The organism is Salinisphaera orenii subsp. halophila YIM 95161 (genome assembly GCF_003732545.1).
GTDB lineage: Bacteria > Pseudomonadota > Gammaproteobacteria > Nevskiales > Salinisphaeraceae > Salinisphaera > Salinisphaera orenii_A.
In genome coordinates, this window is the sequence record NZ_AYKF01000121.1 from 94,571 (window position 1) to 109,986 (window position 15,416).

Annotated in this window: 13 protein-coding genes; 3 read left to right on the plus strand and 10 right to left on the minus strand. The window is 69.1% G+C overall.

The features are described from left to right. Positions 1 to 435: 435 nt before the first annotated feature. The 5 genes from SAHL_RS15255 to SAHL_RS15275 form a co-directional block, all read right to left on the minus strand. Entirely contained in the window at positions 436 to 1,698 is a 1,263-nt protein-coding gene (locus tag SAHL_RS15255; RefSeq protein ID WP_123592271.1) for an aspartate aminotransferase family protein, read from the minus strand. 100 nt (positions 1,699 to 1,798) lie between these two features. Then, the gene (locus tag SAHL_RS15260) at positions 1,799 to 2,947 is read right to left on the minus strand and encodes an isocitrate/isopropylmalate dehydrogenase family protein (RefSeq protein ID WP_123592272.1); all 1,149 of its coding nucleotides are present in this window, start codon (positions 2,945 to 2,947) and stop codon (positions 1,799 to 1,801) included. A gap of 16 nt (positions 2,948 to 2,963) precedes the next feature. After that, positions 2,964 to 3,425, minus strand: coding sequence for a tRNA adenosine(34) deaminase TadA (tadA, locus tag SAHL_RS15265; protein WP_123592292.1), 462 nt, complete (start codon positions 3,423 to 3,425; stop codon positions 2,964 to 2,966). 127 nt (positions 3,426 to 3,552) lie between these two features. Then, positions 3,553 to 5,565, minus strand: coding sequence for a TRAP transporter permease (locus SAHL_RS15270; RefSeq protein ID WP_123592273.1), 2,013 nt, complete (start codon positions 5,563 to 5,565; stop codon positions 3,553 to 3,555). A gap of 97 nt (positions 5,566 to 5,662) precedes the next feature. Next, the gene (locus SAHL_RS15275; protein WP_123592274.1) at positions 5,663 to 6,661 is read right to left on the minus strand and encodes a TAXI family TRAP transporter solute-binding subunit; all 999 of its coding nucleotides are present in this window, start codon (positions 6,659 to 6,661) and stop codon (positions 5,663 to 5,665) included. 268 nt (positions 6,662 to 6,929) lie between these two features. On the opposite strand from SAHL_RS15275, the gene SAHL_RS15280 reads away from it, so the two are divergent. Both SAHL_RS15280 and SAHL_RS15285 read left to right on the plus strand, forming a co-directional pair. Then, on the plus strand, positions 6,930 to 7,724 hold the full coding sequence (locus SAHL_RS15280) for an SDR family NAD(P)-dependent oxidoreductase (protein ID WP_123592275.1): 795 nt from the start codon (positions 6,930 to 6,932) through the stop codon (positions 7,722 to 7,724). A 400-nt stretch (positions 7,725 to 8,124) separates the two neighbouring features. Next, positions 8,125 to 9,441 carry a DUF2252 domain-containing protein gene (locus SAHL_RS15285; protein ID WP_123592276.1) on the plus strand — a complete coding sequence of 439 codons (1,317 nt, stop codon included), beginning with the start codon at positions 8,125 to 8,127 and terminating at the stop codon, positions 9,439 to 9,441. Positions 9,442 to 9,821: 380 nt separating this feature from the next. Here SAHL_RS15285 and SAHL_RS15290 read toward each other — a convergent pair whose 3' ends face one another. Together SAHL_RS15290 and SAHL_RS15295 are read right to left on the minus strand one after the other, a co-directional pair. Beyond that, positions 9,822 to 10,880 (minus strand): alpha/beta hydrolase, encoded by a 1,059-nt coding sequence (locus tag SAHL_RS15290; protein ID WP_123592277.1) that lies wholly within the window; start codon positions 10,878 to 10,880, stop codon positions 9,822 to 9,824. A 395-nt stretch (positions 10,881 to 11,275) separates the two neighbouring features. Next, positions 11,276 to 12,460 carry a magnesium transporter gene (locus SAHL_RS15295; protein ID WP_123592293.1) on the minus strand — a complete coding sequence of 395 codons (1,185 nt, stop codon included), beginning with the start codon at positions 12,458 to 12,460 and terminating at the stop codon, positions 11,276 to 11,278. 200 nt (positions 12,461 to 12,660) lie between these two features. Between SAHL_RS15295 and bhcB the strand changes: the two genes are divergently transcribed. Further along, the gene (bhcB, locus tag SAHL_RS15300; RefSeq protein ID WP_123592294.1) at positions 12,661 to 13,605 is read left to right on the plus strand and encodes a beta-hydroxyaspartate dehydratase BhcB; all 945 of its coding nucleotides are present in this window, start codon (positions 12,661 to 12,663) and stop codon (positions 13,603 to 13,605) included. A gap of 36 nt (positions 13,606 to 13,641) precedes the next feature. On the opposite strand, the gene SAHL_RS15305 is transcribed toward bhcB, so the two are convergent. The 3 genes from SAHL_RS15305 to SAHL_RS15315 form a co-directional block, all read right to left on the minus strand. Continuing rightward, entirely contained in the window at positions 13,642 to 13,887 is a 246-nt protein-coding gene (locus tag SAHL_RS15305) for a hypothetical protein (RefSeq protein ID WP_123592278.1), read from the minus strand. Then, positions 13,884 to 14,153 (minus strand): DksA/TraR family C4-type zinc finger protein, encoded by a 270-nt coding sequence (locus SAHL_RS15310; protein ID WP_123592279.1) that lies wholly within the window; start codon positions 14,151 to 14,153, stop codon positions 13,884 to 13,886. Before SAHL_RS15310 ends, SAHL_RS15305 begins: the two co-directional genes overlap by 4 nt. Before the next feature lie 313 nt (positions 14,154 to 14,466). Next, the gene (locus SAHL_RS15315) at positions 14,467 to 14,973 is read right to left on the minus strand and encodes a retropepsin-like aspartic protease family protein (protein WP_123592280.1); all 507 of its coding nucleotides are present in this window, start codon (positions 14,971 to 14,973) and stop codon (positions 14,467 to 14,469) included. Positions 14,974 to 15,416 lie beyond the last annotated feature (443 nt).

Here is a 15,416-nt window from a genome sequence, read left to right on the forward strand (position 1 = left end):
CTCCGGCTGGTCGGGCCGCGGGCGCACGGGGCTCGATCACGTCCAATGAAAGCACGAAGACCACTCGTGCACTGGCCTGCCTGTCGCGAAAGCGTCGACACCCCGAAACGTGCCGGGCTGAGTTCGGCCATCGGCGACCGTATCGCCCCGTCGCGCATTCGATGTCGATCGATCGGTGGCCGCGGCAGGCGCAAAAAAGCCGCACGACGCGGCGCCTGCGGCGATGCAAATCGGCGACTCGCCGGTCGCGGACCTCGCTTCGACTCACCGCGTGCGCGTGGCCCGCCCATCTCGAGACAGCGGCGCGTCACGACGGCTGTAGCCGCGAAGGGGCTGCCGCGCCGTTGCCGGCACAGTCACACGCCGACACAAGGACAGCGCTTTTTCCACGAAGAGCCGCCGCCGGCCGATGCGGCGGCGGCCCCGGGCGCCGGGTCAGCCGGTCGCGTCGAGCGCGTTGGCGAAGATGTCGACGGCCTCGTCGACCTGGGCAGCGGTGACCACCAGCGGCGGTAGCCAGCGCACCACCTGCTTGCCGGGCCCGCAGCGCAGCAGCAGCAGGCCGTGGGACTCGCAGATCTTGACGATCTGCTCCGCACGGTCGCCGTCGGGCACGCCGTCCTTCTGAATCTCGGCGCCCATCATCAGACCCTTGCCGCGCACGTCGCCGATGCAGGAATGCTTGTCCTTGAGGGCGTCGAGACGGTCCTTGAGATGCGCGCCCTGGGCGGCCGCGTTCTCGACCAGGCCCTCTTCCTCGATCACGTCGAGCGTGGCCAGCGCGGCCGCGCAGGCGACCGCGTTGCCGCCGTAGGTGCCGCCCTGGGAGCCGGACCAGCCCTTCTCCATGATGTGCTGGGGCGCGGCGCAAGCCGACAGCGGGAAGCCACTGGCCAGCCCCTTGGCGGTCATGACGATGTCCGGCTGGACATCGAAGTGGCTGTGGCACCAGAAGCGACCGGTACGGCCGTAGCCGGACTGGACCTCATCGATGCCGAGCAGCATGTCGTGATGGTCGCAGCGCTCACGCAGGCCGGCCATGAAGCGCGCGTTGGCGGGCACGAAGCCGCCCTCGCCCTGGATGGGCTCGATGAGCATGCCGGCAGTGTCCTTCGGCGAGCTGAGCGTCTGGAAGATGAAGTCCAGCTCGCGCAGGCAGAAGTCCGTCGCCTCCTCCTCGGACCAGCCGTAGCGGAAGGCGTTTGGGAACGGCGCGACCACCACGCCGCCCATCAGCGGCTGCAGGCCGGCGGTGTAGGCCGTGCCCGAGGTCGTCAGCGAAGCCGCGCCCATGGTGCGGCCGTGGAAGCCACCGTGGAAGACCACGATGTTCGGACGGCCGGTGGCGTGGCGCATCAGCCGCATCGCCGACTCGGCCGCCTCGGTGCCGGCGCTGGCGTAGAACAGCGCGTCGATATCGCCGGGCATCTTCTCGCCGAGCCGGGCCGAGAGCTCCTGGATCGGCTTGTGCATGATCGTGGTGTACTGGCCGTGGATCAGCTTGCCGACCTGCTCCTGCGCGGCCGCGACCACCTTCGGATGACAGTGACCGGTGCTGGTCACGCCGATGCCGGCGGTGAAGTCGAGGTGGCGACGCCCCTCGGTGTCGATGATGTAGCAGCCTTCACCGCGTTCGGCGACAACGCCGGTGGCCTGCTTGAGCAGCGGGGACAGATGGCCGGGGCGATTTGCCGTCATGAGGTTCTCCAACTGGTGTTCGTGGTCGCGCTCCGCGCGAGCCTAGCCGGGTCTCCGGCCGGTTTCAATCAAAGTCGGCGCCGGCACGCGCCGACGGGACTCAGAGTGCGCCGATCACGGCGTCGCCGATGGCGTCGGTGGCCCGGGCCTCGCCGCCGTGGGCGGCCAGATCCGCACTCACCGCGGTCCGCAGGCGCTCGGCCGCCCGCGCCGCGGCCGGATCCTCGACGCCCATCCAGTCGAGCATCATCGCCGTCGTCAGCAGCATCGCCGCGGGACCGGCGAGGTTGCGGCCCGCGATGTCGGGCGCGCTGCCGTGGGTGGGCTCGAACATGGGCGGACGCGAACGGTCGGACGGGTTGATGTTGGACGACGGCGACACGCCCATGCCGCCGTTGAGCACGGCGGCGAGGTCGGTGAGGATATCGCCGTGCAGATTGGACGCCACCACCACGTCGAACATCCACGGGTGGCTGACGAACTTCATGCAGGCCGCATCCACCAGCTCGTGGTGGGTGTCGACGTCGGGATAGTCCGCGGCGACACGGGCGAAGATCTCGGTGTACATGTCGCCCCAGTAGCGCTGGGCGTTGCGCTTGGTCACGAGACAGACCTGGCTGGCGCGGGCCTCGCGGCCGAACTCGCGCGCTCGCCCGTCACTGGCCCGATCGTCGGCCCGCACACGGGCCTGCTCGAAGGCGTGCCGGACGATGCGCTCGGTCGCCCGATGCGTGAACAGCGCGACCTGAGTGGCGATCTCGTGGGGCGTGCCGACAGCCAGCCGGCCGCCCTGATTGACGTACTCGCCCTCGCTGTTCTCGCGGATGACGAGCATATCGATATCCGCCGCCCGCGGGTCCGCCAGGTACTGGTTCGCGCCCGGCAGCGGGCGGCAGGGACGCTCGCAGCACCACTGATCGAACCCCTTGCGGATTTCCAGCAGCGGCGCCAGCGAGACCGCATCCGACAGCAGGTACCGATCCGGATCGCTGGTCGGCCCCGGGTCGCCCAGGGCACCGAGCAGAATAGCGTCGAACGCGGCCAGCTGGTCCAGATAGTCCGCGGGCGCGCTCTCGCCGTGGCGCTCGTGCCAGGCATGCGAGGGCCATTCGAAGGTCGTGCACTCGATCGCCAGTTCGTCGTCCCGCGCGGCGAGCGCCTCGAGGGCGCGCGTGGCCTGCGCCACCACTTCGGGCCCGATACCGTCGCCGGGGAGAACCGCGACGCGCCATGTCTTTTGCGTACTCATGGCGCGAGGCTACCACTCAAGCGTCCGGCTGCGCACCGCCCGACGATCCGCCACGGCGGGCGCGGAAGAAACGACGCAGCAACGCCGCGCTGTCCTCGGCGAGTACGCCGCCCCGATGGGCCACCCGATGATTGAGCCGCGGCTCGTCGAGAATCGAGAAAATCGAATGCACGCCGCCGGCGCGGAAATCGTCGGCGCCGTAGACCACCCGCGCGATGCGCGCGTGCACGATCGCGCCCGCACACATGCTGCAGGGTTCGAGCGTCGCATAGAGCGTGCAGTCGGGCAGGCGGTAATTACCGCGCCGGGCGCAGGCGTCACGCAGGGCGTCGATCTCGGCGTGCGCGGTCGCATCGCGGGCCGCGATCGGCCGGTTCCAGCCGCGGCCGAGGATGGCGTCGTCGCAGACCACCACCGCGCCCACCGGCACCTCGCCGGCCTCGCCCGCGCGGCGGGCCAGCGCCAGCGCCTCGCGCATCCAGCGCAGATCGGGCTCGTTCGGGTCGTCGGTCACGGCCGAGCGCTCTTCCGGCCGGAGGTCACCGCCCCGGCCGCATGGGCGCAGGCGGCCGTCGGGCCCGGCGCAGGGACGCCCCGGACGCGCCTCATGCGGACGCCGACGCGGTGCGGGCGGCGCGAATGTGATGCCACAGCCCCACCGCCACCAGCACACCGAGGCCGAGCCCGTCGGTCCAGCCGCCGGGCTTGATGGTCAGCAGCGCCCCGGCCAGCATCACCAGCCGTTCGTACCAGCGCATCCGGATCTCCAGATAGCCCTGGGTCGAGGCCACGAACGCGAACATCCCGACCAGCGCCGTGGCGATCACCCAGGCGGCGTTGTACCAACTGCCGATATCGATCAGTAGCAGCTGCGGGTTGAAGAAGAACATGAACGGCAGGATCGCGGTGCGCAGGTCGTAGGTGAAGCCCTGGATGCCGGTGGCGATCGGATCCGCACGCGAGATCGCCGACGCCGCGTAGGCGGCCAGGCCCACGGGCGGCGTGTCGTCCGCGAGGATGCCGAAATAGAACACGAACAGATGGATGGCAACCAGCGGCACGACCATGCCGGCCTGCTCGGCCAGGTTGGCGATCACCGGCGCCACCAGCGCCGCCATCACGATGTAGTTGGCGGTGGTCGGCAGACCGATGCCGAGGATCAGCGACGTCAGCGCCGACAGCACCAGCACGATCCAGATGTTGCCGCCCGAGAGCACGTCGAGCACCTGGGTGAGGCCGTAGCCGAGATTGGTCATCGTGACCATGCCCACGATGATGCCGGCCGCCGCGGTGGCCACGGCGATGGTGGTCATGTTGCGCGCGCCCAGCTCCAGCCCGGACACGATGGCGCGCACGCCCGTCCACAGCCCGCGGGCCAGGCCGCCGTTGCCGCGCACGCCGCGAATCGCCTCCTGCACGAGGATCAGCCCCATGAGCAGGAAGGTCGCGTTCAGGGCGCTGCGCTCCGGGGTGCGATTGACCCACATCAGCTCGTAGAGCAGAAAGGCGACCGGGATCAGATAGTGCACCCCCTTGAGGAAGGTGGCGCCGAACGGCGGCAGCTCCGACCGCGGCATGCCCTTCAGGCCGAGCTTGAGGGCCTCGAGATGCACCACGAACAGCAGCCCCAGATAGGCCAGTACCGCCGGCACCAGCGCGTGGACGATCAGCTGCGAGTAGGGCATGTCGATGAAGGTCGCCATGATGAAGGCGGCCGCGCCCATGATCGGCGGCATCAGCTGGCCGTTGACCGACGCCGCGACCTCGGTCGCCCCCGCCTTGACCGGCGGATAGCCGATCTTTTTCATCAGCGGGATCGTGAAGGTGCCGGTGGTCACGGTGTTGGCCGTGGACGACCCCGAGATCACGCCGGTGAGCAGGCTGGCGACCACCGACGCCTTGGCCGGCCCGCCGCGGAACGTGCCGAGCCCGCTGTAGGCCAGGTCGACGAAGTACTGGCCCGCCCCGGCCTTGTCCAGCAGCGCGCCGAAGAGCACGAAAAGGAACACGAACGTGGCAGAGACCTGGATCGGCGTGCCCCAGATGCCTTCGGTGGTGATGAACAGTTGCTGGACCACCTCCGGCCACTGATAGCCGTTGTGCAGATAGAGCACGTCCGGCGGCGTGAGCGGCACGATGCCGGCCGGACCGGTGATGCCGTAGAGCACGACGAGCGCCGCGATAACCGGCAGCGCGAAGCCCAGCAGCCGGGTCGAGGCGATGGCGAGGAAGACCAGCAGCGCGGAACCGACCCACACGTCGCGGGTCGACGGCAGCCCACCCTGCAGCACCACGATGGTGTAGTAATCGACCAGTATGTAGAGCGCGGCAGCGATGCTCGCGGCCGCCAGCAGCCAGTCATACCACGGAATGCGATCGCTCGCGCCGCCCTTTCGCGGATAGGCGAGAAAGGCCAGCGCAAAGCCGAAGGCGAGATGGATCGATCCGATCTTCTGCGGATTGAGCGTGCCGGTATAGCTGGCATAGAGCTGGAAGACGCTCCAGGCCACCGCGATGGCCACCAGCAGCCAGCGCTGCCAGGCCGCGCGCGGCGCGCGTCCGCCGTACTCGCCGGCTGCGACGAGCTCTTCGGCCTCCGGCCGGACTGGGTCATTCATCACGTGCCCCCGACGGAACTCCTACGCATCGAACCGAAAGAGCCCCGGCCGTAACGGTCGGGGCTCAGCGTGCGAACCGGTGTCACGCCACCGGGGCTCAGGACGGCGGCATCAGGCTGTCCTTGACCTCGATGCCCTGCTCCTCGAAGAACCGGACGGCCCCCGCATGCAGCGGAATGGACATGCCCTCCAGCGCCGATTCCAGCGTGAAGTACTTCTTCAGGTTCGGGTTCGGAATATCGTTGTAGAACGCGTCCTTGTGGTCGGCGAAGACCGTCTTCATGAACTGATAGACGACGTCTTCGGAGACATCCGACGAGGTCACCAGCGAGGCCTTCAGCGTGATCGAGGTCACGTCGTCGTCGATGCCCGGATAGGTGCCGCCCGGAATCGTGATCTCGGTATAGAACGGGTATTTCTCGTTCAGCGCCTCGATCCGCTCCGAGGGGATGGATACCAACTCGATCGGCGCGGTCTGGGCGGCTTCCGTGATCGCCGAGGCGCCGAGGCCGACGGTGTAGAACATGGCGTCGATCTGACCGTCGCGCAGCAGCCCCACCGCGCTGCCGGAACTGCCGCGAACCGGCGCCTTGAGATCATCGAGACTCATGTCGAAGGCGCCGAGGACATTCTTGACGTCCTGTTCCGTACCCGAGCCGATGTCGCCGACGTAGACGCGCTTGCCCTCGAGATCGGACAGGCTGTCGATGTCCGCGTCCTCGCGCGCCAGCACCTGAATGGTCTCCGGATAGAGCACGGCCATGCCGCGGAGATTATCGACCGCTTTGCCGTCGAAGGCCTCGACGCCGCGGCCCTTGTAGGCGTAGTAGGCGATGTTGTTCTGGCTGATGCCCATCTGCAGCTGGCCCTCGCCCACGGCCCGGCAGTTGAACACCGATGCGCCGGTCGAGCGCGCGTTGGCGCGTATGTCGATACCCGCCTCGTTGACGATCTTGGCCATGCCGACCGCGGTCGGATAATAGAGGCCGCTGGTCGAGCCCGAGCCGATGGTGACGAAGGTCTTGGCCGAGGCCAGCGGCGCGACGCCGAGCACCAGCGCGGCCGCCAGCAGGCTATGTACAAGTTTGAAACGCATCGTGAGATCCCCCGGAGTGTCGTGGGCCCGCGGCGGATGCGCCGCGAGCGATCGATTCGAGTCTAGAACAAGCACCGGAAAACCGAAACCGGCGGGCAGTCGCGCGGCTTCCGGCCGCCGGGCCGTCGCGCGGGCGCCGCGTACACGGCCAGGCAGCCACCCACCGGCCCCGCGCGGCCCGAGGCGTGGAACACCGCTTGAGGCGCGCACCTGGCGCATCACGGCATTCGACCCCATGATTGCCGGATCATCTTTCGTGGAGCATGCAATGCATATCGATCTGAACGGCAAGACCGCACTCGTGACCGGTTCCACCGGCGGCATCGGCCTGGCCATCGCCAAGGGGCTGGCGACCGCCGGGGCGACCGTGATCGTCAACGGCCGCGCACAGGAGCGCGTCGATGCCGCCCTGGCCGACCTGAAGCAGGCCGTGCCGGAGGCCGACGCCCGCGGGGCCGCCGCCGATCTGGGCAGCGCCGAGGGCTGCGACGCGCTGGTCAAGGCCGAGCCGCGCGTGGACATTCTGGTCAACAACGTCGGACTGTTCGGCCCCCACGATTTCTACGACATTCCCGACGAGGAATGGCAGCGCTTCTTCGACGTCAACGTGATGTCGGGCGTGCGCCTGTCGCGCGCCTACACGCCGGCCATGGTCGAGGCCGGCTGGGGCCGGGTGATCTTCATCTCCTCCGAATCCGGTCTGAACATCCCCGCCGACATGATCCACTACGGCTTTTCCAAGACCGCCAATCTCTCGGTCTCGCGCGGGCTCGCCAAGCGGCTGGCCGGCACCGGCGTCACCGTCAACGCCGTGCTGCCGGGCCCGACGCTGTCCGAGGGCGTGCAGTCGATGCTGGCCGACAGCCAGGCCGAGTCGGGCCGGTCGATCGAGGCGGTCGCCGCGGATTTCGTCAAGAAGGAGCGGCCGAGCTCGATCATCCAGCGCGCGGCCACGGTGGACGAGGTCGCCAACATGGTGGTCTACGCCGCCTCGCCCCAGGCCTCGGCGACGACCGGCGCGGCGCTGCGCGTGGACGGCGGCGTGGTCGACACCATCGCCTGAGGGCCGGCGAACGCCGGCGCCGCGAGCACGGGCGCCGGCGGCCGTCGCCGATCGGGCGCTTGCGGGAGGCGACGTCGATCGGCGGGGTGAGCGCCGCGACGTACGCCCCGCCGGCTCATGGCCACGCCTGCGGACCCCGCCCTGGCCGGACCCGCGGCCACGTCGGCCCGTGCGATCTCGGCGTGCCCTCGCCCCCTCACGCGACGAGCACACGCTCTCGAAACGAAAAAGCGCCGGTTCGTTCCACGGCCGTCAGACGCTCGGCTGCATGACTGGACGCACTCGCTGCATCCACCACACGATTCAAGTATCGTGATTACCGAGCCATTCCGGCAACTCGCCTGCCCACGCGCATTCGCGCACGCGCCGGAACACGCCCCATGCCACAGGACACGCTTTCATGACGTTTCATTTCATGCGGCCCGCGCGCAGCGAACTCGTGCTCGACGAGCTCCGTACCCAGAATCGCCACCTGTCCGATGCGGATCGCGAGCGCAAGTACCGCAAGATGGAACGCACGCCCTACCGCTTCTTCCGCGGCACCAACCACCTGTTCTGGCGCGACGTCTGGCAGGACTGGCGCATCTATATGTTCGGCGGCCTGCGGGACACCCAGACCTGGCTGCAGGGCGACGCCCACGTCTACAACCACGGCGCCTACGGCGATGATCGACAGGGCGTGCACTACGGCATGGACGACTTCGACGACGCGGTCATCGGCGACTATCAGTACGACCTGTGGCGCCATGCCGCGAGCATGGTGCTCGACGCCGAGGAGAACGCAGGCCTGTCCGCCGGGCAGGCCCGCCGCGCCATCCGTCATCTGCTGGGCGTGTATCTGGACACGCTGGCCGCCTACACCGCCGGCACTGGCCCGGAGGACATCCACGTCACCTACATCAACAAGCCCCTCGGGCCCTTCATGCGAAAGGTGCTCGCCAAGCGGGGTCCGAAGCGCTATCTGGCGAAGTGGACGGTGGTCGAGGACGGCGAGCGCCGCTTCAATCTGGACACGAAGAAAATGGGCGCCGTGTCCGCGGCCGAGCGCAGCCAGCTGCTCAAGGCACTGCGCGAGCAATATCCCGAGACGCTGCGCAACGGCGGCCGGGAACTGTCGCCCGCGCATCTGCGCGTCAAGGACGTCGCCCGACGTCTGAACGCCGGCACCGGCTCCCTCGGCCTGTCACGCTACTACGCCCTCATCTCAGGCGCCAGCGACCGCCTCGAGGACGACCTCATCCTCGACATCAAACAGCAAACGCCGCCGCCGGCCTACCGCGTCATGAACGCCCGCGAGAAACGCCTGTGGCGACGCAGTTTCGCTCACGAGGCCCAGCGTCACGCGCTGGCCTTCCAGGCGCTGGCCAATCACCCGGACGAATACATCGGCTGGCTGACTCTGGACGATACCGTCTACTCGGTACGCGAACGCTCGCCCTACAAGAAGGACTTCCCGACCCACAAGGTCCGCGACTTCAAGCAGTATCGGCGACTGGCGCGTCAGTGGGGCCGGATCATGGCCCGGGAACATCTCCAGGGCGCCGAGGCCCTGCGGCCGGACGATCCGGCCTATTTTTCGCGCGCGGTGCTCGACCGCTGCGACACGCGCCGCGAGTCGTTCAAGCAGATGATCGTGGACCTGGCTTTCACCTACGCCGACTGCGTGCGTCGGGACCACGCGGTGTTCGTCGCCGAACGCGCGGCCGAATCCGGCTGAATCGCGGCCATTCGACACCCCGCGCAACGCGAGCCGCGGGGCCGCCGATTCAGGCCGCCTAGACGCGGGCGGCGACGGTGGCTGTCGGGCCGCATTGCGCGAGTACAGCCTTGCCGATCCTGCTGCGCCGCGCTCGCCCGGGAGCCTGCTCGGCCCGCAGCGTGGTTGGCTCGGATTCGAGAGTCGCATCGCGCGGCACGGTTGGATACTGCACTGATCCGGACGGTCGGCGCACGTCGAACCATGCCCCGCGCTCGATAGGCCCGAGCCGCGATCCGGCATGGCCCACGCTCGTATCGCCACGTGACACGGCCGAGGCCGCGGGCCGCAACGGATCGAACGTTGCGAGGGACCGCCGGCCCCGCCCGCATCCACCGCATCTAGTCGCCGTCGAGGAACAGCTGCGTCTCCGCGTACAGCTGGGGCGCGTGCTTCTCGAGATTGAGGAAATGGGTGCCGTCGCCGATCACCACGTAACGCTTGATCGACGCACCGAGCGCCGCGTACAGCCCGCGCGCGTCGGCGTCCGTGGCCGTCGGATCGTCGTCGCCACGTATGACCAGCGTCGGCACCTCGATCTTCGAGGCGTCGTAGACCGCACGGCCGTTGAATATCTCCCACAGATCCACCAGAACGCCGTTCGGCGCCTTGATGACGTCGTCCTCGGCTTCGTCCGGCGCCATGTCGATCATGGCGTCGTACCAGCGAGAGAAGACCGCCGGATCGCGCCACGCGGCCGGATCGTCGGCGTCGATCTGTGCGGCCCAGCGCTCGTCGGCCTGCGTCCGGGTGACGGTGCGATAGGCACCGACGTCGGCCAGCTTCGACGGCGCTTCGGGATCGGCGAGTTTTTCCGTCCAGGCCGGATTGTCGTGCCGGTAGACCGGCGCATAGAGAACGAGGCGGTCGATCCGGTCACCGTGCCGGGCGGTGAACATGCCGCCAGTGACCGTGCCCCAGGACCAGCCGACGAGATCCACGCGCTCATCGCCGCTGTCCTTGCGGATGAAGTCGATGACGTCGCCCATGTCGGAGATGACGTCCTCGGCACGGGCGAACGGCGGATTGTCCTCGGCGGGCGCCTGCATCGCCGCCGGCCGCGTGGAACGGCCGTAACCGCGCTGGTCCATCGCATAGACGCGATAGCCCGCCTCGGCCAGCCGTGCCATCCAGCTGGGTCCGTCGGCCAGCGCCGTGTCGAAGGTATGGCCGGGATAGGTCGCCCCATGGACGAAAAGCACCGCCTCGCCGTTGGCCGCTGCGTCGTCCGCCGGCGCGCGTTCACGCACGTGCAGGCGTACGTCGGCGTCGCTGCTGCTCTGGACAGTATGGGTGGCCGAGGTCGTGGCCGCATGCGCGGGCGCGGCCAAGACCAGCGCCGTCATCGCAGACAACAGATATCGACGCAGATGCGGACGTCGGATAGCGATATCGGTCATGGGATCTCCCCGTGCGGACGCGCAGATCGATGCTAGCAGCACGCCGTCGTCGCGCCCATGCGACTTACGTCACACGTCCGCCGGATCGGAGCGGCCGGCCACCGGCGAGCGATGGGCGGGTAGCGCGATACCGCCAACCCTGCGAACGCAATGCCGCGCAGCGGCGAATCCGGAACCGCGCACGGCGGAGCTGGCCTGCGATCCGCGTATCCGCAGGAGCGGCGCGTCCCGCCCCACCAGGCGGCGACACCACCTGGCTTCGATACCGCCGCGGGCCCGCGTGAAGTCCCACGGCAACGCGACCTCGGCAACCGTCGGCGCGATCTCGCCCGGACGCGTGGCCCACCGGCAGCGAGGTCACGGACGATCGCGTGTCACGCCACCGCCCGCGTTCGTCACAACAGCACCCAGCTGGCCAGGAACAGCATCAGCCCCATGCCGAGAATATCGGTGAATGTGGTCAGAAAGATGCTGCTGGCCATGGCCGGATCGGCGCCGAAGCGCTTGAGCGTGAGCGGCACGACCACGCCGAAGATGCCGCTGCCGGTGCAGGCGCCGAGCATGGCGACCAGAATCACCACGCCGAGCATGACCGCGTTCGCCTCGCCCGACATCGAGGCATAGAGCCACATGGCGACACCGGCGACGATGCCGACCACGAAGCCGTTGAGCGCGCCCAGCAGAGTCTCCTTGCGCAGCAGCTTGCCCACGGGGTATTCGTCCAGCTGACCGAGCGTGAGCCCGCGCAGGGTGATCGCCAGCGCCTGACAGCCGGTATTGCCGCTCTGACCGGCGAGCACCGGCAGGAACGCCGCCAGGGCCACGATCTGCGTGATCGTATCCTCGAACATGCCGACCACGAAGGCGGCGACGAAGGCCGTGAGCAGGTTCACCTGAAGCCACGGATGACGCATGCGGAACGCGCTGAGAATCGGTGTGGTGACCTGCTCCTCGCGCGACACACCGACCTGGGCGCCGGCCTGGCCGGTGACCTCGACGACGACACGTTCGAACAGCTGCCAGCCGCGCACGCTGCCGAGCAGACGCCCCTCGTCGTCGACCACCGGGTAGACCGGATAATGCCGGGCGAGTGCGGCGCGCACCGCGGCATCGATATCGGTGCCACTCTTGAACGCGAACGGCTCGGCGACCATGATTTCCGCCAGACGCTGACCGGGCTTGGCCAGGACGATATCGCGCATGCCGACCACGCCCACCAGCCGGCCGGCGTCGACGACGAAGATGTAGGTGATCTCGGCCACCGACTCGCTGGCGACCAGGAACGCCACGGCCTCGGCCGCGGTCTGCGTCGATTCGAGAATCGCCGGGGCCGGCACCACCAGCTCGTCGATACGTGCATCGATATCCGAGGCGACGGCCTGCGTAGTGGCGCCGGCGGCCTGCTCTTTCGCGGCACCCGACAGCTGCGCGGCCACGGCCAGCGCCTCCTCGTGCGGCATCTGCGCCAGCAGCGCGCGGATCTCTTCGGGCGATCGGCCGCTGAGCGTGCGTGCCGCGTCCGCCGGCGTCTGGCCGTCGATATCCTCGCTCGGTGGCGACATCCTCGATGGGTCGTTCATGAAATCCTCGGGCAGCGCGCTGCCGGTGCATGGGCGATGAGCCATTATTAGAGCGCCCGAGTCCAGCAATTCAAGCGCGATGTGATCGCACGCAACCGACGCCCTGCCCCGGCGGGCCCGCGCGTCATAGGCAGCCCCGCATCGACGCGACGTGCGAAGGCTCGGGCAGAATGGCGCAGCAGATCACATTCGAGTTCGCAATGATCCCGCCAACGTTCGACCACGTCCGCCGCGCCCGGGAACGGATCGCGCCCTGGATCCACCATACGCCGGTCCTCACCAGCACGACCTTCGATACGATGAGCGGCGCGCGGCTGTTCTTCAAATGCGAGAACCTTCAGAAGGCCGGCGCATTCAAGTCTCGCGGCGCGGTCAACGCGGTCTTCGGGCTGAGCGATGCCGAGGCCGCGCGCGGCGTGGCCACCCACTCCAGCGGCAATCACGGCATGGCACTGGCGCGCGCGGCGGCCTGCCGCGGTATCGAGGCCACGGTGGTCATGCCCGAAACCGCACCACGAGCCAAGATCGAGGCGGTGCGCGGCTACGGCGGGCACATCGTGTTCTGCGAGGCGCGCAACGCGGCACGCCGGGAGACGCTCGACGCCGTGGTCGCCGACAGCGGCGCCAACGTCGTGCCGCCCTACGACGACGCCCGCGTGATCGCCGGCCAGGGCAGCTGCGCGGCGGAACTGCTGGAGGATGTAGCCGATCTGGACATCGTCATCGCGCCGATCGGCGGCGGCGGACTGATCAGCGGCACCGTGCTGAGCTGCCGCGCGCTGTCGCCGGCGACCCGCGTGATCGCCGCCGAACCCGCCAACGCCGACGACGCCCGGCGCTCGCTCGATGCCGGCCGACGCCTGATCGAGGACGCGCCGGACACCATCGCCGACGGCCTCAAGGCCTCACTCGGCGAGCTGACCTGGCAATTCGTTTCCCGGGAGATCGACGACATCCTGCTCGCCGAGGAAGACGAGATCGTCGCGGCCATGCGGCTGCTCTGGCAGCGCATGAAGCTCGTCGTGGAACCGTCCTGCGCGGTGCCGCTGGCGGCCATCCTGCGCCATGCCGAGGTCTTCGCCGGGCGTCGCGTCGGTGTGATCCTGACCGGCGGCAACGTCGATCTCGACCGGCTGCCCTGGTAGACGGGCGACGGTGGACGCGCGCTCACGCGCGGGCGCTCATTCCTCGACCCGGGCGCCGTCGGCGTCGGCGTCGAACGCTATCGTGTAGTCGGTGCCGGCGATGAGCGGTACGTCGGCCTCGTTGGCTTCGGCCACGTTGACGACCACTCGCCCGCCCGGCGCCCTTTGGCCGCCATGGGCCTCGGCGACGCGGCAGGCCGCGACCTCGGGGCTGTCGGCATCGATCAGGTGCTCCTCGCCGCCGATCTCGCAGACGAATCGCATCAACGGCAGATCGGTCATCGAAGCTGGCTGTCCTTGCTCGCCCGGCGGTTGAAGCCGGAACTGTCGCGCGACTCGGCGTCGGCCGCCTCCTGGCAGGCCACGCACAGGCGCACGCCCGGGATCGCCTCGCGCCGGCGCTCGGGGATCGCATCGCCGCATTCCTCGCACTCGCTCAGGCTCTCGCCGGCCTGTCCCAGCCGGCTGCGTGCCAGTTCCACGCCTTCCGCGACGGTGCTGTCGATCTGTTCCTGTACCGCGCCTTCGCGCGCCCAGCCGGTCGCCATGGTCCCGCTCCGGTTCGTTCCAGTTGTTCAGCATTACCCAAGCCGAAGCCTGTTTCAAGCGCCGCGCAGGGGCGGGCTCGGGCCCGAAGCGCGGCCCGAGCCGGTGCCGGCATTGCCGCGGCGCCCGAGGCAGCGACACGGCCGCGCGAGCGCGGCGACCGCACGGCGCGATCCGAAGCCGCTTCCCCGGGGAGCGCGTCGAGCGGTCACGTCGTTCGGCCCGGGCTTCTGCAGCCCATATCCCGGCGGCCTCGGCAGCCTTCGCCCCGGTCGCGGCCGGCGTTGCGAGCGTCGTCTGGGACCGGGCCTGCCCTCAGGCGTCACCCGGCGCCTGCAGGATCAGCCGCCCGTTCTCCTGGCGCAGATCCACATGCCGCAGGAAGGTCATGCCCAGCAGCACGAAGTCCGCGTCCATCGACGGATTGATCGAACCGCGCACGTCGCGCACGGCCAGGCCGCCGATCTCGATCCGGTCGAGCGTCGTGGCATAGGCGCGCACGGTCCCGGCCGCGGTCTGGACGCGCATACCCGGCCCGCGCCTCAGGCCGAGACGCTCGGCGATATGACCGGGCACGGCGACGTGGCTCGCGCCGGTATCCACGAGCAGCTGCACCGATTGGCCGTTGATTTCGCCGGGCACCCGATAATGGCCGCCCGGGCCGGCCTCCAGCACCAGCCGCGACGGCGCGCCGGCGCCGGTCACGAGGCCGCTGTTGGGCCGGGCGCGCCGATCGAGCAGCGTATCGAAGCCCCACCACAGCAGCAGGAGCAGCGCGAACACGGCAATCATGGGCCGCAGGGCGCGTAAGGCGTCGGACATGGAGATGCAACCGGTGGAGACCGCGCCACTCTAGCGCCTGTCACCACTTCACACGAGCCCGCGCCAAGCGCTTCCTGACAATCGACCATGGGCGGCAAGATGAGGCGTCGTGCGCGCCGCACGGTCACTCTGCGCCAGCGTGCGACAACGCGGGATGGCCGCATCTTGTTCATTTCATGGGCGCTTGGCCCGAAGGGTCGGGCCTCCCATGAACAATCGACCAGGACGCTCTGTTGCCAGTCTTGATCTTGGCACACCACGATCGGCGACTCGCGCCTTGCAGAACACGATTTGCGGTCCCCAACGCGGTGTTCGCATGAGGTGTTAACAGGCCCTACGCACTCGTGGCCTGGGCCGGGCGGCCGGTGCAGGTGCTAGCCCGGATATTGCATCAAGCCAGCGATGACCGCGGCTTGGGCGGCTAATCGCCCACCGCGTGCGGT